This is a genomic window from Campylobacter sputorum subsp. sputorum (genome assembly GCF_008245005.1).
Taxonomy (GTDB): domain Bacteria; phylum Campylobacterota; class Campylobacteria; order Campylobacterales; family Campylobacteraceae; genus Campylobacter_F; species Campylobacter_F sputorum.
Genome location: NZ_CP043427.1, coordinates 620545 through 640234 on the forward strand (window position 1 = coordinate 620545; position 19690 = coordinate 640234).

Below are 19690 nucleotides of genomic sequence, written 5' to 3' on the forward strand. Positions count from 1 at the left end.
CTTTTTAATAAGCATATCTTGATTTAAAATTATAATATGGATCCAAACTTTGATTTATACCATCTAGACTTCTATTCATTTGTTGCATTTGATTATACATTTGCATATTGTAAGTAGATTGTTGCATTTGCTCGTTTGTTCGTGCTAAATTATTGTTAAAATTTTGAATAGACATATTTAAATTTTCCCAGCCTTGTTGTGCTTGTTGTTGTTCATATCTATATTGTGCCAATTCTTCTGCAGTTGCAGGATGCTTTACCATACCATTTAAATTTCCGTTTTTATCGACACAATGTATAATATCAGGATTATTTCCATAGTATTTGAATTGTGAGCAGTCATCATCGGCATTAAACCAATAATATTTTCCGTTATGTCCTGCTTGTTTATAGCCACTATATGCACAACCTGTTAAAATAAGTATATTACAAATTAAAGTTAAGCATAAAATATTCTTTTTCATTATTTTCTCCTTTTTAAAAATTATTTCTTATATTATATGAAATAAAGTCTAAATATTTTATAAATTTACGACTTAATATCGTTGTTAATTGTTTATTGCTTAAAAGATAAATTTGCTTGAAAAAAGGTAAATTTATGAAATATACACAAAGAGACAAAGCAAGAATTTTAAGAATAACCACAAGAACACTTCAAAGGTGGCGAACCACTAAGCCAGAACTATACGCTATAATTGAGGCTAGTTTTATGTTAAGAGAGGCTATTAAAAAAGATGAAGATGCTATGAGTGAAGTAAAAAATATCATCAAAGATGCTTTGCCGCAACAATAGCTTTGCATTAGTATATTTATTTAATTTAATATCTCTATTTTATTAAATTTGCCAAATGAGTTTTTTGCCAAATCCAAGTGTGTTGTCTGTAAATTTGATCCAAGTTAAGTTTATTTCATACATATCGCTTGGGTAGGCTATGGCATAAGGAAATTTTTTGTAGTAAATTTGTTTATTTTCATCAGATGTTTTTTTTATGATACCTAAAGCTTGAATTCCTTTTATTTTTCCAATTATTTTTGTATCTAGAGCTATACATATTGATACATTTTGATTTAAATTTATCGCTTTTATGTGTGCTGTTTGTTCGCTACTGGCGATTATTATCCTATAATTTTTTTCATCATAGGCATAAAATGCACTGCATGCATAGGGCTTATTTTCAATTATCACGCCAAGCGTGAGTAGTTGCATTTTATGTAAAAATTTTACTATTTTTTCATCCATCATTTTATCTTTATATTTTTTGTAAATTTATCAAATTTTGGTACTAAATTTGCTTAATAAAAACTAGCTTTTGACGATTTACATAGCAAGGAGTTCTAAATGCAAACCAATAAAATGTCAAATCTATCAATGAATAATTTTGATTTTAATTTCAAAACAAGTTCAGGAGATAATATATCTTTATCTATGTATGATAATAAGTCTATGAATCTCAAAAGCTCTAAGGACGGCAATTCTCGACTCACTGAGTTTACATTAACTCATGAATACGGATATAATTTTAAATATGAGGGTAATGGTATAGATCAAAATGATATAAAAGAGATTAATGAGGCTTTAAGCAAGATTAAGCCTATGATGGAAAAGTTTTTGCAAAATGTTAAAGATGGCGAAAAATTTGGTAATTCGAATTATACAAATTTAGCAAATGAGATTAAAAATATGCTGCCTGAAATAAAAAATGAAAATCATAAAAATATGGTTAGTGATAATGTTTTAAAGCTATTTGACAAGCTGCTAAAACAAAATAAAGCTGATGAAAATATGCTAAAAAATGCAAATAAACTTTTTGAAAATTTATTACAAAGATTTGATAGTTTTAGTTTATATGTTTAAATTTATATAAATATTCATATTTAATTGTTATAATTTTATAAAAAAATGGAGATTTGTATAATATGGATTACATTAAAATGCTAAAAACTATGCTTGATATGCAGCAGCGTTTAAACGACCAAACTTGTGGCGAAGGCTGGGAGAGTGGATATACTAAAGATGGAAAACTTATAAGTTGGAAAAGATGCATTTATATGGAGTGTGCAGAGCTGATAAATAGTTTTTCTTGGAAACATTGGAAAAATATTTCTCAAAGTGCTGATATGCAAAACGCTAGAATAGAAGTTGTTGATATTTGGCATTTTATAATGAGTTTGATGCTTGAATATTATACATCCAATAGTATTGGAGATAAAGATATTTTAAGTGAGCATATATCAAGCGTTAGCGGATTTAGTAAATTTTGCAATGGATCTTATATAGGCGGTTCACATTCTGATTATGAAATAGTAAATGATATAGAGTCTTTGATTCATAAATGTAGCGGATTTAGCTATAAACTAGAAGATATTTTAACAAATTATTTTAGAATAGCACTTAGTTGCGGTGTAAATTTAAATGTTTTATTTAAGCTTTATATAGGCAAAAATGTTTTAAATCGTTTCAGACAAGAACATGGTTATAAAGATGGAAAATATAAAAAATATTGGAATGGCAAAGAAGATAACGAGATAATGAATGCTATATTAGATAGTGGGATTATCGAAGAGGATGAAATTTACAACGTCCTTGAAAAAGAGTATCAAAAATCATAATGATTAAAATTTTTCAAATAAGCATAAGAGAGTTTTTAACTAAGAAATTTATTTTACTTTCTATATTGCCACTTATTGTTTCAGTTTTAATACTCGGTGGATTTTTGGTTTTTGGTGGCATAGAATTTTTTAGTATGCTAAGCGATGGTGCTGAAAGCGGTGATTTTTCTTTCATTGACGAGGCACAATATCCACTTTTAACTTCCATTTTAGCTTTTGCTTTGACAAAATGGGTTATTATATTTATATTTTATATGTTTGGTGCTTTTTTTGTAGTTATTATTTCTATAGTTATAGCACTTATTGTCGCTGGATTTCTTACTCCTATCGTTACAAATCATTTGAATCAAAAATACTATCATTATCATAGATTTGAAGAAATTAGTTTTTTAAAATCTTTAAAATTAATGATGATTGTTTTGCTTAAAGTTTGTCTTTTTTTACTTATAAGTATTCCATTTTTATTTATTCCTTTAATAAATCTTATTGTTGTAAATATTCCATTTTTTTATCTATATTATAAATTTATGTTACTAGATGTAGGCTCAAATGCATTAAATAAAAATGATTTTGAGATTTTGTGGTTAAGAGATGGTGGAAATGACTTTAAATTATCTTGTTTGGTATTTTATATAGTTAGTTTAGTGCCGTTTTTAGGGCTTTTTTTACAACTATTTTTTGTTATTTTTCTTTCAAATTTGATATATAAAAAACACAATTAAATATATTTTATTATAAAAATTGATTTAAATCATGTAAAAATTTGATTTTAAATATTAAAATTACGCAAAATTTATATAAAGGAATTTAAATGGTACAAAATGGCGTAGTTATATGCAATGTTTGCGGTATTAGAAGCGATAAAGAAAGTGATATAGTTTATATTTTGGCTACTAAAAATGGCGAAAAAGTAGATATTTGCACATCTTGTATGCCTAGTGTCATACATGGCTCAGGTCTTGTTGTAAAGAGTAATGATGAAATAAAACAAGAGTTTTTGTCTAATTAAATTAATATGTTTTTAGGTTATTTTAGTATAATAAAATATATTTTATTTAAAAGGAGACTTAATGAGACAGTATGAAACTTATAGATGCCCAAAATGTGGAAATGTTATAGAAATACAAGAAGTTGGCGGAGGTTCATTAACCTGTTGCGGCGTAGAAATGGAACTCGTTACAAAAGATTTAACATCTGTAAATTTAATGAAAGCTTTTGCTGGCGAATCAATGGCTAGAAATAAATACGATTTGTATGGCGATATAGCAAAAGAAGCTGGATATCACGCTATAGCAAGACATTTTTATGAAGCAGCAGAAAATGAAAAATGGCACGCTAGAGCTGAATATAAAAAATATAATGAAATTCAAGGTTTGCCACTAGATAAAATGGATAAAAATCTTATATCCGCTGCTGATGGCGAGAGGTATGAGCATACAACTATGTATCCGGATTTTGCAAAAATAGCAGAAGATGAAGGCAAAAAAGATATAGCTAGACTTTTTAACGCTATTGCAAAAGTTGAAGTTGAGCATGAAAGAGAGTATTTAGAACTTAAAAAAATGCTAGAAGCTGATGGATTTTTCCAAAGTGATGAAGAAGATGTTTGGGTTTGTGAAGTTTGTGGTCATGTACATCGTGGAAAAAAAGCACCAGGAGCCTGTCCTCTTTGCAAGGCACCAAAAGAATACTTCAAAAGGGAATTTCTTGGATAGTTTTTTGGTGCAAATGCACCAAAAACTCTAAATTTAAATTTATTACTACAAAATACTTTTTAACTAAATTTAATTAAAAAATTTGCTAAATTTCATTATAATTTCTTATTATACTAAGGAGTTAAAATGATTCAAACTTGTCTTTTTCCAGCAGCTGGCTATGGAACTAGATTTTTACCAGCTACAAAATCACTTCCAAAAGAGATGTTGCCTATTTTGACAAAACCACTTATACATTATGGTGTTGATGAAGCACTTGAAGCAAATATGAATAATATGGCATTTGTAACAGGAAGAGGGAAAAGAGCTTTAGAGGATTATTTCGATATTAGTTATGAGCTTGAGCATCAAATAGCTGGGACAAGCAAAGAGCATCTTTTAACAGAGATTCGAAATTTAATGAGTGCTTGTTCTTTTACTTTTACTAGACAAGAAAATATGAAAGGTCTTGGAGATGCGATATATACAGGAAAAACACTCGTCAAAAGTGAGCCATTTGGTGTTATTTTAGCAGATGATTTATGTATAAATGAAAATGGCGATGGCGTGTTATCTCAAATGGTTAAGATTTACGAAAAATACCGCTGTTCTATAGTTGCAGTTATGGAAGTTGAGAAAGATGAAGTTGATAAATATGGTATTATAGATGGTAAATTTATAGAAGATGACTTGATAATGGTTTCAAATATGGTTGAAAAGCCAACATCACAAGAAGCACCAAGCAATCTAGCGATAATTGGAAGATATATTTTAACACCAGATATTTTTGATATGATAGAGCAAACAAAACCTGGGAAAAATGGAGAGATTCAAATAACTGATGCACTTTTGAAACAGGCAAACAATGGAATGGTTTTGGCGTATAAATTTAAAGGCAAGAGATTTGACTGCGGTTCTTTAAAAGGTTATGTAGAAGCTACAAACTATTTTTATGAGAACATATATGGTAAACAATAAAATTTATTTTAAATTTTCCCCCCTAGAAGATATTAATGAATTTTCAAAAAGAATGAATGATGAGTTTAATGCCGGAGAGATAGGGTATTATCATCTGCCAGAGCTTGGCTATGAAGCTATAAATGTGTTAAAAAAATTTGATGATAAATTTAGTAAATTTAATACAATAGTTCTTATGGGGATAGGTGGATCTTCGCTTGGCGTGCAAACCGTTTATGAGATGCTAAATTTAAAAAGCTCAAAGAAAATTATTTTTTTAGACAATTTAGATCCATTTGAATTCTATAAAAAAACCAAAGATATAGTCTTTAATGAAACATTATTTTTAATTTCTAGTAAGTCTGGCACTACAATAGAGCCAATTTCTATTTTTAAATGTGTGGTTGAAAAATTTAATGTCAAAGACTTTAGTTGCAATTTTGCAGCTATAACTGATTTGGGATCGCCTTTAGAAAATTTCGCAAAAAAACATGATATTTCTGTTTTTTATATACCAAAAAATGTTGGCGGAAGATTTAGTGTGCTTAGTATGATAGGTCTTGTTCCATTGTATTTTTGCGGTTTTGATGTTATTTCCTTGCTTGATGGTGCTAAGGCTTGTAAAAAAAATTTTTTAGAAGATCAAAATGACACAATACTTCAAAAAGCATATCACTATGCTACGCATAAAAACGCAACTATAAATGTTTTGTTTAGTTATTGTGATAGATTTGATAAATTTAATGATTGGTATGTGCAGCTTTGGGCGGAATCACTTGGTAAGAAAAAGGGATATCAGCGCATAGGACTTACTCCGGTTGGTTTGGTTGGCTCTAGGGATCAGCACTCTTTTTTACAACTCATTATGGATGGCGTAAAAGATAAAACAGTAACTTTTATAAAAGTTTTAAATCATGATCAAAATATTAACATTGCAAATATTAAATTTGATTTTTTACAAGATTGTGATTTTGTAAATTCATACTCTTTGCAAGATGTATTAAATACGCAATGCGAAGCTAGTTTAAAAGCTATAATCGCTGAAGGAATAAGTATTGATTTGATTGAAGTTGATAAAATAGATGAATGGCATATAGGGTATTTGCTTTATTATTTTGAACTTTTAACTTCTGCGACTGGAATTATGCTTGGAATTAATACTTATGATCAGCCAGGCGTTGAAGTTGGTAAAAGAATACTTAAAAAAATGCTTTTACCGCTTAGTTAAATAAATTTACAAATAGCCGATTTATATGAAAATACATTAAGGAGAATGGATATGAAAATAAATGATTTAAATGCTTCATATATGAGAGATGTTTCTACAAATTTAACAAATAAGCCAGAGAATAAACTTGTCGATAAACAAGAGCAAAATTCACATAAATTAGAAAAACAAGAAGAGATGAAAAAACATTTTAGTGAGCTTAGCTCCATCGGTGCAAAAGGCATTTCAAATGCTTATTTTATGCAGTTTCAAGCACAAACTTTTAGTTTTTCAAATGGTAGTTTTTCTTTTCAAAGTTTTTCATTTGGCATAAGCAGTGATAATAGTGGCGATTTTTTAAGCTTTTTGCAAAATCCAACAAATAAAGTAAAAGGACTTTTATCTGGTATAGATTTGTCTCAAATTGGATATAATGGCAAACCAATCCATACTTTAAGCCAAGATGAGGCAAAAGCACTTGTTAGCGAAGATGGTTTTTTTGGAATAACTAAAACATCTGAGAGAATAGCTGATTTTGTTATAAATGGTGCAGGAAATGATTTGGAAAAATTAAAAGCAGGTAAAGATGGTATGTTAAGAGGTTTCGAGCAAGCAGAACAAATGTGGGGTGGAAAACTTCCAGATATATCACAAGAAACAATGCAAAAAGCTCTTGCAAAAATAGATGAAAAAATATCTGCTCTAGGAGGCAATTCTCTTGATATTCAAGCTTAGTTTATCTATTTTTTTGGCATTATTTATGGTTGGTTGCAGTAGCTTTTTTGGACAAAACGATCAAAAACCGCCTAAGCAACCAATCGTCCAAAAACAAGTTCAAAAAAATCAAATTCAAACAAAAATGATTAAAGGTTATGTCAAGTCTTTGCAATTTACAGACAAAGGTTGGCTATATAATATAATAGGCATAGATACTACGAATAATAAATTGCCAAGTGCTACTGCATATGCTAAAAAAATTTATTATAATGAAAAAGATTTAGTGTATGCTATTATAAAAGGCGATAGAATTTCTGAAATGTATTTGATAAATGCTTCAAATTCAAGGCATCCTGTTGTTAAAAAAAGCAATCGTTCTACGAAAAAAATTATTATTCCTGTGCCAGAAAGTGAGAATATATCTTTTTAGGTTGCCGTTTGTTTATCCTCAGATAGTATCATTTCAATGTGCAATAGAACAATAAATGAAGTTTAGCTAGAACTCCTTTCTTTATGGGAAGATTTAATCTTCCCTAATTTCTTTTTTATTTCTACCAAGTTTTATATTTTATTTAATAAAAAATGTTATTATCCTTAGTTGATTTGTAAATTTTAAGGATATATAATGAATAAAATCATATCTGGTTTTTTAGGTATGGGATCTGCGATAACCATGCTTCTTATTTATGCTGTATCTTGCGGAACAGCTACTATAATAGAAAATAATTACGATACTCCAACTGCTTGGTCGGCTGTTTATGGAGCAACTTGGTTTGCTTTATTGCAACTTTTACTTGGCATAAATTTGCTTTATAATATTTTTAGATACAAGCTTATTACACTTAAGAAATTGCCATCTTTTCTCTTTCATTTTTCATTTATAATTATTTTAATTGGTGCTGGCATTACTAGATATTTTGGCTTTGAGGGTGTTGTTCACATAAGAAATGGCGAAAGCACCGATGAGCTTTGGACTTCTGCTGTTTATTTGCAGTTGATTGCAGATGATGGAAAGAATTTATACCAAGATAATGAAGAAAAACATATATCTCTAAAAGGAGATAATGATTTTTCTATGAGCGTAGATGTAAATGGCAAAAAAGCCACATATAAATATAAAGATTATATACGCAGTGCGGATTTTGCTTTTACTGATAGTAAAGATGGAAAACCTGTTATAAATTTAATAATTTCTGGAAATGGAAGTTCAAATGAACTTGTTTTGGAAGATAATACTTCAAACATAATTGATGGAATTGAATTTGCATTCAATAAAGAACCAAATAGTGATAAGTTTGTTAAATTTACATTAAAAGATGATAAATGGCTATTTACTTCAAATGAGCAAATATCATATTTTACAATGAGCGAAAACGCAAAAGATAGCTTTGATGCTAACTCTATAAACGAATTTAAAACTATGAGACTTTATACTGTTTCTGGTATAAATTTCGCTCCTAAATTTCTTTCTAAAAGTGCTTCTAAAAAACTTGTTAGCGTAGATGGCGGAAACGATGCTATGATTGGGGAGCTTGAATTTAACGGAGAAAAACAAGATGTTCCTTTATTTACAAATGGAAAGGTTTATTCTACTCATGTTGGCGGTGTTGAATTTGTTACCAAGGCTGGTTCATTAAAGCACACTATGCCATTTGTAATGCATCTAAATGCATTTAAGCTAGATAGATACCCTGGTTCAAATTCTCCTATGAGCTATTCTAGTGATATTACTATTTTTGATAAAAATGGAAATAAAATTATGGATTATTTGATTTATATGAATAATGTTTTGGATTTTAATGGTCATAGATTTTTTCAAAGTTCTTATGATATGGACGAAAGAGGGACTATACTATCTGTAAATAAAGATCCAGGTAAAATTCCCACTTATATAGGTTATTTTTTATTAGGTCTTGGCTTTTTCTTAAATTTAATAAGTCCTTATAGTAGGTTTAGAAAGCTTGCAAATTTAGTAAATTCAGAAGCTACTAAAACTCTTTCTTTAATGTTTGCTATATTTTTGGCATTTACAGGGGTAAATTTAAAAGCTTCTGATGTTCCAAGTATAGATAAAAATCACGCAAAAGAATTATCATCTTTGCTTGTTCAAAGTGCGGATGGTAGAATAAAGCCATTTGATACTGTGGGCTATGAAGTTTTAAATAAGATTTATAGAAGCTCATCTTTTAATGGTATGAGTCCAACAGAAGTTATGCTTTCTATGATGTTAAATAGCGATTATTGGCAAGAAGCTCCTTTGATTGCCATTTCAAATAAAGAGTTAAAAAAGCTTCTTGGTGTTGATGAAAATGCAAAATATGCGAAATTTAGTGATTTTTTTACTATTAGTGATGGAAAGATGTCTTATAAGTTAGCTAAAATAGTTGAATTAACAAATAGAAAAAATCCTGCAACTCGCGGAATGTTTGATAAAGATGTGATAAAGGTTGATGAAAGGGTAAATATATTATATATGGTGTTTATGGGCGAAATTTTTAGAATTTTCCCAAAAATAGATGATCCAAATAATACTTGGTATTCTCCAGCGGCTGCTATTATGAGTTTTCCTAAAGAAGAATCAAATCAAGTTGCTAGTATTTTACAAAATTATTTTAGAAGTATAATAGATGCGCAATCCTCTGGTGATTGGAAGCAAGCAAATGATGCGCTTAATGTATTAAAAGAATATCAATCAAAATATGGTGCAAGTATTCTTATAGATCAAAAAAAGATAGATATGGAGTTACTTTTAAACAAATACAATATATTTGATAGATTGTCGCCTTTTTATCTAATTTCTGGGCTTATTTTACTAGCTGTAGTTTTTATAAAAATGGTAAGACCAAAAACAAATGTTTTATATCCTTTTAGATTTGTATATTTTTTAAATTTAGTATTATTTTTAGCACTTACTGCCGGGCTTGGTATGAGATGGTATGTTTCACAACACGCTCCTTGGTCAAATGCATATGAGTCACTTATATATGTAGCTTGGGCGATGGCTTTATCTGGACTGATATTTGCAAAAAGAAGTCCAGTTACCATAGCTCTTACATCTATTTTAACTGGCGTGACTTTGTTTGTAGCTCATCTTAGTTGGCTTGATCCACAAATCACAACGCTAGTTCCTGTTTTGAACTCATATTGGTTAACTATACATGTTTCTGTAATTACTGCTAGTTACGGATTTTTAGGACTTTGTGCTCTTCTTGGTATATTTACACTGATTTTAATGTGTTTTCAAGGTAAAAAAGAAAATAAAGAAATATCAAGAAATATTCTTGAGGCAACAAGAATAAATGAGATGTCTATGATATTTGGTATAAGTTTATTAACTCTTGGAAACTTTCTTGGTGGTGTTTGGGCAAACGAAAGCTGGGGAAGATACTGGGGCTGGGATTCAAAAGAAACTTGGGCTTTGATATCTATAATTGTTTATGCGGTTGTTTTGCATTTAAGATTTATTCCTAAGTTAAACAATCAATATGCTTTTGGCGTTGCTTCATCTTTTGCATATTGGTCTATAATAATGACATATTTTGGAGTAAATTTTTATTTAAGCGGAATGCACTCTTATGCAGCAGGAGATCCTGTGCCAGTTCCAAATTTTATTGGCATTATAGCTACAGTTATGATTATAATTACCTTGATTGCTTCAAGGGGTATTAAATTTGCTAAAAAACTATAAGGATAGTTATTGGAAAATGATAATAACTCGATTATTTATATTGTTATATTTTCTATAATTATATTCTTATTTGTCATTGCCATTATTTATATAACATTTTTTGATAATGACAATGACAAAAATAGCATTAAAAAAGATGAATATTATGTATTAGACAAAGTTCTTAAAAATAAAAAAGATAAAACTATAAATATAGACGATATGATAACAGTTGTATCAAAAGATAATTTAAGAAAAAATGATCTTTTTTTTGGCTTTGCAATACTATATAAATAATTTTGAAATACCAAAAGAAGACGAATTAGAACTAAACAAATATATGCTTTTTGTTTTTTTAGTATCTAGCCATAGAAGTGCTGATGCAAAACTTATAGCTTATATGAGCATTACTTTAAGGAAATTGTATCCGCATCACTCTGCTAGAATAGAGATAGAAGAGCAAAAAGGCATAGAATATCGCAAGAAAAGATATAATTTGGGAAATTTATAATATAAATAATAAAAATATTAGTCCTACTGCTATTCTATATATCCCAAAAGGTATATAGTCAAATTTACTTACAAATTTTAAAAATATTTTTATAGAAAGTATTGCTACTACAAAAGCCACAATGCCTCCTAATAAAAATATAAAAATATTATCCATATTTTCAATAAATATAGCTCTGTTTTTATAAGAATCATAAATGGTTGCAGCAAACATTGTTGGTATTGCTAGTAAAAAACTAAAAGTTGCAGCTGTTTTTCTATCAAGTCCAGCTAAAAGTCCAGTTATGATTGTCGCGCCACTTCTTGATGTGCCAGGCACCATAGCAAGGCATTGTGATAAGCCTATTAAAAAAGATTGTTTATAGCTTACATCATCTAGTGTTGTTGTAGTTGTTTTTATTTTTTCTTTTTTGTTAAAAATTTCAACTATTATAAAAATAATGCCCCAAAATATAAGCATATAAGCTACTACATCTGGAGAAAAAAGCTCTTTGATGTATTTATGAAGTAAAAAACCTATTGCACCAGTTGGAACAAAACCTATGGCTAATTTTATCCATATATTTATATCTTGTTTTAATTTGCTAAAATATATAAAAACTACTGCTAAAATAGAACCAAGTTGTATTGAAACTTCAAAGCATGTTAATGTTGGAGTTTGTTGTAAATTTAAAAGCTTTGAGGCTAATATTAAATGCCCTGTTGAGCTAACTGGCAAAAATTCAGTTAAACCCTCAACTATGCCAAGTATTATTGTGCTTATTATGTCCATTGATGTATTTTCTTTCTTAAATTTGCTATATTTTCTTTTATTGAGTTTGGTTTATAGATAGCTTCTATCATTGCTATCATATCTGGCTTTTTTGTTGCAACATCTGCTATGTTGCCTTGGTTTATGCCTCCTATTATGCAAATTGGTAGCGATACTTTTTCTTTTGCCTGAGAAATAATTTCTATACCGCTAAGCAAGGCATTTGGTTTAGTCGCGCTTTTAAAAGCAGCGCCAAATGCAACATAGCCAGCACCGATATTTTGGGCATTTATGGCTAAATTTATATCATTATAGCAACTTACTCCGATTATAAACTCATTTCCTAAAAACTCTTTTGTATTTTTTAACATGGCGTCATCTTTTCCGATATGAACGCCATGAGCTTTTAATTTTTTGGTTAAATTTACATTATCATTTATGATAAGCTTTGCATTAAAATCTTCGCAAAGTGATATGAGATTTTTGATGATTTCTTCGTTTTGTATGCTTTTTTTACTCCTATATTGTATAAATTTTACACCATTTTGTAAAATTTCTAAAACTTGATTTTTTATAGTTTCATCTGGAGTTAAAATATCATCTGTTATTGCATAAATCTCAGACACTTTGGGCTCTTTTAATACGAAAATACTTGAATTTATTTTAATTCATACTGTTTAAGAAGTTTTTCATATGTTCCATCTTGTTTCATTTTATCAACTTCTTCATTTATTTTTTTGATTAACTCTGTGTGTTTGTTTTTATCAAATGCTATGGAAAAACCCTCGCTACCATCTGGTTCTTTTAAAAATTCAGCCAAATCATCATTTTTGTTTAAATATCCATAACCTATAGAACTATCAACAAGAACCGCGTCTACTTTGTTATTTTTAAGTGCCATTATTGAGTTAAAAATATCTTTTGTTGGAACTACTTTAGAGCCTTTGATTTCTCTAGCTGCTATTTCTTGAACTGTGCCAAGTTGAACTCCTATTTTTTTACCTTTTAAATCATATTTTGAATTTATTGCAGTATTAGATGATTTTTTTATAAATAAATTCTCTGTTGTGTAATAAGGATTTGTAAAATCTACAGCTTTAATTCTTTGAGGAGTTGCACTCATAGCAGCAGCTATCGCATCTATTTTACCGCTTTTTAAAGCAGGTATTAAAGCATCAAAACCCATATTTACTATCTCATATTTAAAGCCAATCCTTTTGCTTAATTCATCGATTAAATCTATATCAAAACCAGTTATTTTTGAATTTTGATCTATGTATTCAAAAGGAGGATATGTAGCATTAGTTCCAACTTTTAAAATATCATTAGCATTTATACATGTAGCTAAAAACAAACTAGCTAATAAGCATTTAAAAAACTTTTTCATTTTTTATCCTTTGTTAATGGTTTAAAATTTTATTTAAAAATTCTTTTAATCTTTCATTTTGTGGATTTTCAAAAACATTTTTGGGAGTGTCATCAACTGCTATAATTCCACCTTCCATAAAAAATATCCTATTTGCAACATTTCTAGCAAAACCCATTTCGTGAGTTACAACTAGCATTGTTAATCCTTCTTTTGCAACTTCTTGCATTATATGTAAAACTTCACCTATCATTTCAGGATCAAGTGCTGAAGTTGGTTCATCAAATAAAATAACATCAGGATTCATTGCCAAGCTTCTTGCTATTGCAATTCTTTGTTTTTGTCCACCGCTTAATTTGTGTGGAAATTCATCTTTTTTATCTTCAAGACCAACTTTCCTTAATAGCTCTATTGCCTTACTTTGTGCTTCTTCTTTACTATAAATTCCTGCTTTTATCGGAGCTAGGGTTAAATTTGATAAAACACTTTTGTTTGCAAAAAGGTTAAAGTGTTGAAAAACCATACTAACTTTTTGTCTTATTTTGTTTATATTTGTACTTTTTAATGTTATATCTTGATTTTTAATAAATATATGCCCACTATCTGGCTCTTCAAGCTTGTTTATGCATCTTAAAAATGTACTTTTTCCACCACCACTTGGACCTATTATGGCTACAACTTCACCTTTTTTTATATCTGTTGATATATTGTTTAAAACTGATAAATTTCCATATTTTTTACAAAGATTTTCTATTTTAATCATTTTTATTTAACCTTGTTTCTAGCATTTTTGCTAAAAAAGAAAATATCTTAACGCTTATATAGTAAATTACCGCAGCAAAAAGTATCGGTTTTGCTGTAAAAAGCGTAGCTTGTAAGCTTTGTGCATTCATGGTTAAATCAAAAATTCCTATCATTCCAACAACAGAAGTTTCTTTGAAAAGTGATATAAACTCATTTGCAAGTGCTGGAAGTATATTTTTTATAGCTTGCGGAAAAATTATCTCTTTCATAGAAGTTTTATAGTCTAGCCCCATAGCTCTTGCGGCTTCCATCTGTCCGTTATCAACGCCATTTATACCAGATCTTACTATTTCAGCAACATAGGCTGAGCTATTTAACCCAAGAGCTATAATGGCTGCATATATATTGTTGCTCCAAGTGGCAAACACAACAAAGCTAAAAACCATAAGTTGTATTAAAACAGGTGTTCCTCTTATTATGTCTATATACTCATCTATAATAAAACTTAGTATTTTTATATTTATAAATTTTAAAAAAGCTAAAATAAAACCTAAAACTATACCTATGGTAATTCCACCAATTGTAAGTATGAGCGTTGTATTGTAGCTCTCTAAATAACTTAATGCTTGGTCGCTACTAATTTCATCTGGATATGTAAAGTATACACCTAGTGTAGCTATAAGCATAAAAACAATAAATTTTAAAATTTTTTCATTCAATTATTTATACCTTTTTGAAAAATAAAATATAAAACAAAAGACTACAATAAATTTAATATTATTTTGCTTAATTTATCTTGTTTTCAAGTAAATAGTAAATTTTATCATAAAGAAAAATTTAACTTTTATTTTGATAGTATAAATATAGCTGTCAAAAATTAAATACAAAAAAGGAGAAATATGGATGATTTTTATATATATTTAGCTATTGTTATTTACTTAGGTATTCTTATTTATATAGGAAAAAGAAATTACAATAAAGACGCGGGGGTTGACGAATTTATCTTAGATAATCGTGGTTTAGGCCCAGTTTTAACAGCTCTTTCAGCTGGAGCTTCTGATATGAGCGGATGGATGATTTTAGGTCTTCCTGGGGTTTTGTATGCAACTGGACTTTGTAATATATGGATAGCCATAGGATTAAGTATCGGTGCATGGGCGAATTATAAAATTTTAGCAAAAAGACTTAGAGTATATACTGAGGTTGCTGGAGATAGTTCTACTATACCTGATTTTTTCGAAAATAGATTTAGAGATAATACAAAAACAATAAGATTTGTATCTGGAATTATAATCTTAGTATTTTACACTCTTTATGTTAGTAGTGGGATTATAGCTGGTGGAAAAACATTTGAAAGTTTTTTTGGTATCAATTTTGCTTTTGGGGCTATATTTACACTTTTTGTTGTTGTGGTTTATACATTTTTTGGTGGATTTAAGGCTGTTTGTGAGACAGATGCCTTTCAAGGAGTTCTTATGTTTGCTATACTTGTTTTAATACCAAGTGTTGCTTATTTTAACATAAATATACCAGATGGCAGTTCATTTATAGGAGAGGTTAAAAAATATAGCTCGGAGATTGGATTAAATCATTTAAATATATTTGAAGGGCAGAGCTTTTTAGGTATCATTGGTCTTCTTGCCTGGGGGCTTGGATATTTTGGGCAGCCGCATATCATAGTTCGTTTTATGGCAATAAGAAGCATAGATGAGATTGCAAGAGCAAGATTTGTAGGAATTTCTTGGATGATAATAGGCTTGATTGGAGCTATTGCTAGTGGGCTTATTGGTTTTGTGTATTTTTCTTCCAATGGGATTACTTTGCAAGATTCAGAGACTGTATTGTTGGAGCTTGGTTCTACTCTTTTCCATCCATTTATAGTTGGTGTTATTATTTCAGCAGTACTTGCTGCTGTTATGAGTACTATTTCTAGTCAGCTTTTGGTTTGTTCTAGTTCTGCTACGCAAGATTTTTTATTTCAATTTTATCAAAAAGATTTAAGTGACAAATCTAAAACTCTTATAAGCCGGTTGGCTGTTATTTTGATAGGTATTGTTGCCACATTTATAGCATTTATGCTTGATGATACTGTATTAAAAGTTGTTGGATATGCGTGGGCTGGTTTTGGTGCTAGTTTTGGCCCGGCACTGCTTTTTGCACTATATTCTAGTAAAACTACTACAATTTCTGCATTAAGTGGTATGATAGCTGGTGGATTTAGTGTTATTATATGGATATCTTTTGGATTTAGTCAATATATATATGAGTTATTTCCAGGATTTATAATTTCTAGTTTGGTTATCATGATTGTAAATTATTTTAATTCTATGCATGATAAAGATTCAAAAAAAGCTGAAAAAATTCTTAATGAATTTGATGAATTTAAAGAACAAATTTAATAAAAATTTAATTAAGTAAAATTATGTTAGAATTTCACTTAATTTTAATTTATAGAAGGTAGAAATGCACGGTTATAAAATTTTTTCTGGCAATGCGAATTTAGAGTTTTCTAAAAAGATTTCAAAATACCTTTCTTTGCCTTTGAGTGAAGCTAATATAAAAAAATTTAGTGATGGCGAGATAAGTGTGCAAGTTGGTGAAAGTGTAAGGGGTAAGGATGTGTTTGTTATACAGCCAACTTGTAGTCCTGTAAATGTGAATTTAATGGAACTTTTGGTTTTAACAGATGCACTAAGAAGAAGTAGTGCAAATTCTATAACTGCTATTGTGCCTTATTTTGGCTATGCGAGACAGGATAGAAAAGCCGCTCCTAGAGTGCCAATTACAGCAAAACTTGTTGCAAATATGATGCAAGCAGCTGGCATAAGTAGAGTTGTAACTATGGATTTGCACGCTGGACAAATTCAAGGTTTTTTTGATATACCGGTTGATAACTTATATGGTTCTATTTTGTTTACAGAATATGTTAAAAATAAACATTTTAAAAATCCAATAGTAGCAAGTCCTGATATAGGCGGTGTTGCCAGAGCAAGAGCACTAGCAAAAAACTTAAATTTGGATATAGTTATAGTTGATAAGCGTCGCGAAAAAGCAAATGAAAGTGAAGTTATGAATATAATAGGGGATGTAAATGGCAAAGATGTCATTTTAGTAGATGATATGATAGATACTGCTGGAACTATCGTAAAGGCAGCTTCTGCTCTTAAAGCTCGTGGTGCAACGAGCGTAATGGCTTTTTGTACGCATGCTGTTCTTAGTGGACCTGCTTATGAGAGATTGCAAAAAGGCGAGTTAGATGAACTGGTTATAACAGATACAATACCTTTAAAACAAGATTGCGATAAGATAAAGATTCTTTCAGCTGCACCGCTTTTTGCTGAAGTTATAAGAAGAGTTTATAATAACGAAAGCGTAAATAGCTTATTTTTATAATCAAATTTAGAGTTTGCATATACAAACTCTAATATATCTTAGTATAATCCAAATTTACCATCTTTTCTTTTATATATTACTCTTAATTTTGCATCCATATCGTTAAATACAAAGAACTGATCAGTGCTATTTTTTAGTTTTTCTAGAGCCTCTTCTATCTCTAATGGTTTGTATAATTCAAGATCTATTGGAACTATTTCATCTGTATCTTCTATCTTTTCTTCGCTTACTTGTGCCACACTTGCTTTTTGGTCATCTTTGTTTTTATGAGTTGTTATTTTATCGTGTTCTCTTCTTAAAACTTTTGATGCTCTCTCGCTTGCAAGATCAATAGCTGCGTATAAATCCTTATCTTTTTGAGATATAACGATTGTATCTTTTCTTGCTAAATTTATAGCAAAATCTACATTGAAGCCTCTTTTATTTTTCTTTTCATCTGCTGATATAACGCATCTTATAGCAATGATATCAAGATTGTATTTTTCTAGCGATTCAAATGCATTTTCTATATAGTCTTTTATGGGTTTGGTAAGCTCAAATTGTCTTCCTACTATGCTTATATTCATATTTACACTCCTTTAAATTTAATATATTTGATTATATCATAAAATTTAGAAAAATTACGGGGTATTTTTATTGATTGGCTTTGGTTTGATAGCTATCTTTGTAAAATTTAGCGGCTGAGTAATTCTTCTGTGAAATGTTATTGGCTCATTTGTTATATTTTCTGAAGTTTTTACTACAATATCAATGATAGCAACTTGATATTTGTCATTTATTGGATTATTCTTGTCATCATAAAATATATTTATATCGCCATTATATGCTGTTTCGCAATCATTTGGGAGATTATTTCCTATATATCTTATACTTACATTTATATTATATTGTGGATGTTTGTCATCTGGATATGTTGAGGTTATTTTATTTATGCAATTTTGATTAAAATTATGAGCTTGTATGGCTAAGATAGCATGTTCTGCTGCACTTATGGCTAAAAGTTCAGCTTCTTCTCTTAGGTAAATATCTGAGCTATTTTTTACGCTATTTGATGCTATGGATAAACTAAGCATCCCTATAGTTGCTATTAATACAACAAAAATTACTGCAGTAATAAGTGCAAAACCTTTTTTCATTAATAAACCGCCTTTGTTTTACAAACTGTAAAGTCTATCTCGTCTGTATCAAGAGTTCTCATACATAATTTCATAACTATAACTCCGCTTTGTGTTTGTGTAAATTTAAACAGACTAACATTTTGTGCTAGTAAGCTTTTTTGAGCTTTGTCGTGATTTATATCTTCCCAAGGTTGATAACCATAGTAAAGATATAAATCAAAAATATTTTCACCGCTTTTTTGATTTTTATTTTTTTCTCCATAATCTTGTGTTTTTTCTGGAACTACCGCATAAGCTGTATTTAAAAGATAATACATATCACTTACTTCATTCATGCCATCTGGAATTATTATAGTGATATTATCATCATCTTTTATCTCTCCTGAAGCTATTTTATTATGCAATTTGTCTTTATATCCAAAATCTTTTTTTATATCTGGTTTTTGATTTGTTATAAAAAATATACCAAATTTATCAGAATACACATTTTTTAAAGTATTTTTAAAAGTTTCATCAAATTTAGAACCAGGAGATGTGAAAGTTGTTTCATTTAATGCGGTTGGCTTGGTAAAATTTAAGTCAGAAACACCACTCCAGCCAACCTTGTTGTCTGTTTTGTGAGTTAAAATTTGAGTTTCATATGATTTGCCTATCCATTCTAGTGCGTATTTTTTATCATCTTCTGGTCTATCATCTTTTATAGATAGTATTGTATCTGTAAGTTTGTCGCTCTCTTTTTCAACAAGTCTTGCTATTTCAGATCCTTTTAGTCTATGGCTTAGCCTTTTTGAGATTTGTTCTAAAGCTATATCTGTTTTATACTCAAGCTCATTTATAGAGCGAGTGTGTATATAGTTTTTATATACATTTGCTAGTAAATCTGAGCTAATTAAAGCTAAAATTGCCATTATAACTATTACAAATACAACTTCTACTAAAGTAAATGCTTTTTTCATA

Annotated in this window: 25 protein-coding genes; 15 read left to right on the forward strand and 10 right to left on the reverse strand. The window is 29.3% G+C overall.

The window, feature by feature from the left end:
- Window positions 1-4 precede the first annotated feature (4 nt).
- A complete protein-coding gene (locus tag CSPT_RS03085; RefSeq protein ID WP_089182255.1) occupies window positions 5-463 on the reverse strand; it encodes a hypothetical protein in 459 nt (152 codons plus the stop codon).
- A 134-nt stretch (window positions 464-597) separates the two neighbouring features.
- Between CSPT_RS03085 and CSPT_RS03090 the strand changes: the two genes are divergently transcribed.
- Complete coding sequence (locus tag CSPT_RS03090) at window positions 598-792, forward strand: hypothetical protein (protein WP_089182256.1); 195 nt, start codon at window positions 598-600, stop codon at window positions 790-792.
- A 42-nt stretch (window positions 793-834) separates the two neighbouring features.
- Here CSPT_RS03090 and CSPT_RS03095 read toward each other — a convergent pair whose 3' ends face one another.
- Window positions 835-1239 (reverse strand): pyridoxamine 5'-phosphate oxidase family protein, encoded by a 405-nt coding sequence (locus tag CSPT_RS03095; RefSeq protein ID WP_089182257.1) that lies wholly within the window; start codon window positions 1237-1239, stop codon window positions 835-837.
- 99 nt (window positions 1240-1338) lie between these two features.
- On the opposite strand from CSPT_RS03095, the gene CSPT_RS03100 reads away from it, so the two are divergent.
- The 12 genes from CSPT_RS03100 (at window position 1339) to CSPT_RS03155 (ending at window position 11362) form a co-directional block, all read left to right on the forward strand.
- A complete protein-coding gene (locus tag CSPT_RS03100; protein ID WP_089182258.1) occupies window positions 1339-1854 on the forward strand; it encodes an ATP/GTP-binding protein in 516 nt (171 codons plus the stop codon).
- A 62-nt stretch (window positions 1855-1916) separates the two neighbouring features.
- Entirely contained in the window at window positions 1917-2609 is a 693-nt protein-coding gene (gene dut, locus CSPT_RS03105) for a dUTPase (protein WP_089182259.1), read from the forward strand.
- The gene (locus CSPT_RS03110) at window positions 2609-3331 is read left to right on the forward strand and encodes an EI24 domain-containing protein (RefSeq protein WP_089182260.1); all 723 of its coding nucleotides are present in this window, start codon (window positions 2609-2611) and stop codon (window positions 3329-3331) included. Before dut ends, CSPT_RS03110 begins: the two co-directional genes overlap by 1 nt.
- 89 nt (window positions 3332-3420) lie before the next feature.
- Window positions 3421-3618, forward strand: coding sequence for a hypothetical protein (locus tag CSPT_RS03115; protein WP_089182261.1), 198 nt, complete (start codon window positions 3421-3423; stop codon window positions 3616-3618).
- 61 nt (window positions 3619-3679) lie between these two features.
- On the forward strand, window positions 3680-4324 hold the full coding sequence (locus CSPT_RS03120) for a ferritin family protein (RefSeq protein ID WP_089182262.1): 645 nt from the start codon (window positions 3680-3682) through the stop codon (window positions 4322-4324).
- A 126-nt stretch (window positions 4325-4450) separates the two neighbouring features.
- Window positions 4451-5281: a UTP--glucose-1-phosphate uridylyltransferase GalU gene (gene galU / locus CSPT_RS03125; RefSeq protein WP_089182263.1), complete on the forward strand. Its 831-nt coding sequence runs from the start codon at window positions 4451-4453 to the stop codon at window positions 5279-5281.
- Window positions 5268-6488, forward strand: coding sequence for a glucose-6-phosphate isomerase (locus CSPT_RS03130; RefSeq protein ID WP_089183300.1), 1221 nt, complete (start codon window positions 5268-5270; stop codon window positions 6486-6488). Before galU ends, CSPT_RS03130 begins: the two co-directional genes overlap by 14 nt.
- Window positions 6489-6539: 51 nt before the next feature.
- Window positions 6540-7202 (forward strand): hypothetical protein, encoded by a 663-nt coding sequence (locus CSPT_RS03135; RefSeq protein ID WP_089182264.1) that lies wholly within the window; start codon window positions 6540-6542, stop codon window positions 7200-7202.
- 13 nt (window positions 7203-7215) lie between these two features.
- Entirely contained in the window at window positions 7216-7614 is a 399-nt protein-coding gene (locus tag CSPT_RS03140; RefSeq protein ID WP_149051350.1) for a hypothetical protein, read from the forward strand.
- A gap of 195 nt (window positions 7615-7809) precedes the next feature.
- Window positions 7810-10872 carry a cytochrome c biogenesis protein gene (locus CSPT_RS03145; protein ID WP_089182266.1) on the forward strand — a complete coding sequence of 1021 codons (3063 nt, stop codon included), beginning with the start codon at window positions 7810-7812 and terminating at the stop codon, window positions 10870-10872.
- Window positions 10873-10881: 9 nt separating this feature from the next.
- The gene (locus tag CSPT_RS03150) at window positions 10882-11148 is read left to right on the forward strand and encodes a hypothetical protein (protein ID WP_089182267.1); all 267 of its coding nucleotides are present in this window, start codon (window positions 10882-10884) and stop codon (window positions 11146-11148) included.
- Complete coding sequence (locus tag CSPT_RS03155; RefSeq protein WP_143297550.1) at window positions 11123-11362, forward strand: hypothetical protein; 240 nt, start codon at window positions 11123-11125, stop codon at window positions 11360-11362. Before CSPT_RS03150 ends, CSPT_RS03155 begins: the two co-directional genes overlap by 26 nt.
- Here the strand turns inward: CSPT_RS03155 and CSPT_RS03160 are convergent.
- From CSPT_RS03160 to CSPT_RS03180, 5 genes are read right to left on the reverse strand one after another with little or no spacing between them, the layout of a single operon-like run.
- Complete coding sequence (locus tag CSPT_RS03160) at window positions 11357-12133, reverse strand: undecaprenyl-diphosphate phosphatase (protein WP_089182269.1); 777 nt, start codon at window positions 12131-12133, stop codon at window positions 11357-11359. The genes CSPT_RS03155 and CSPT_RS03160 overlap by 6 nt on opposite strands.
- The gene (gene thiE / locus CSPT_RS03165) at window positions 12124-12738 is read right to left on the reverse strand and encodes a thiamine phosphate synthase (protein WP_089182270.1); all 615 of its coding nucleotides are present in this window, start codon (window positions 12736-12738) and stop codon (window positions 12124-12126) included. The genes CSPT_RS03160 and thiE overlap by 10 nt, the downstream gene beginning before the upstream one ends.
- Before the next feature lie 32 nt (window positions 12739-12770).
- Entirely contained in the window at window positions 12771-13499 is a 729-nt protein-coding gene (locus tag CSPT_RS03170; RefSeq protein ID WP_089182271.1) for a basic amino acid ABC transporter substrate-binding protein, read from the reverse strand.
- Window positions 13500-13512: 13 nt separating this feature from the next.
- Window positions 13513-14241 (reverse strand): amino acid ABC transporter ATP-binding protein, encoded by a 729-nt coding sequence (locus tag CSPT_RS03175; protein ID WP_089182272.1) that lies wholly within the window; start codon window positions 14239-14241, stop codon window positions 13513-13515.
- A complete protein-coding gene (locus tag CSPT_RS03180; protein WP_228568550.1) occupies window positions 14234-14941 on the reverse strand; it encodes an amino acid ABC transporter permease in 708 nt (235 codons plus the stop codon). The genes CSPT_RS03175 and CSPT_RS03180 overlap by 8 nt, the downstream gene beginning before the upstream one ends.
- A 180-nt stretch (window positions 14942-15121) precedes the next feature.
- Between CSPT_RS03180 and putP the strand changes: the two genes are divergently transcribed.
- Window positions 15122-16621 (forward strand): sodium/proline symporter PutP, encoded by a 1500-nt coding sequence (putP, locus tag CSPT_RS03185; RefSeq protein ID WP_089182273.1) that lies wholly within the window; start codon window positions 15122-15124, stop codon window positions 16619-16621.
- Between the two features lie 64 nt (window positions 16622-16685).
- Window positions 16686-17615 (forward strand): ribose-phosphate pyrophosphokinase, encoded by a 930-nt coding sequence (locus CSPT_RS03190; protein WP_089182274.1) that lies wholly within the window; start codon window positions 16686-16688, stop codon window positions 17613-17615.
- Window positions 17616-17653: 38 nt separating this feature from the next.
- On the opposite strand, the gene hpf is transcribed toward CSPT_RS03190, so the two are convergent.
- From hpf to CSPT_RS03205, 3 genes are read right to left on the reverse strand one after another with little or no spacing between them, the layout of a single operon-like run.
- Entirely contained in the window at window positions 17654-18181 is a 528-nt protein-coding gene (gene hpf / locus CSPT_RS03195; protein WP_089182275.1) for a ribosome hibernation-promoting factor, HPF/YfiA family, read from the reverse strand.
- 54 nt (window positions 18182-18235) lie between these two features.
- Window positions 18236-18751, reverse strand: a complete 516-nt coding sequence (locus CSPT_RS03200) for a hypothetical protein (RefSeq protein ID WP_089182276.1) — start codon at window positions 18749-18751, stop codon at window positions 18236-18238.
- Window positions 18751-19689, reverse strand: coding sequence for a PulJ/GspJ family protein (locus CSPT_RS03205; RefSeq protein ID WP_089182277.1), 939 nt, complete (start codon window positions 19687-19689; stop codon window positions 18751-18753). The genes CSPT_RS03200 and CSPT_RS03205 overlap by 1 nt, the downstream gene beginning before the upstream one ends.
- Window position 19690: the final 1 nt, after the last annotated feature.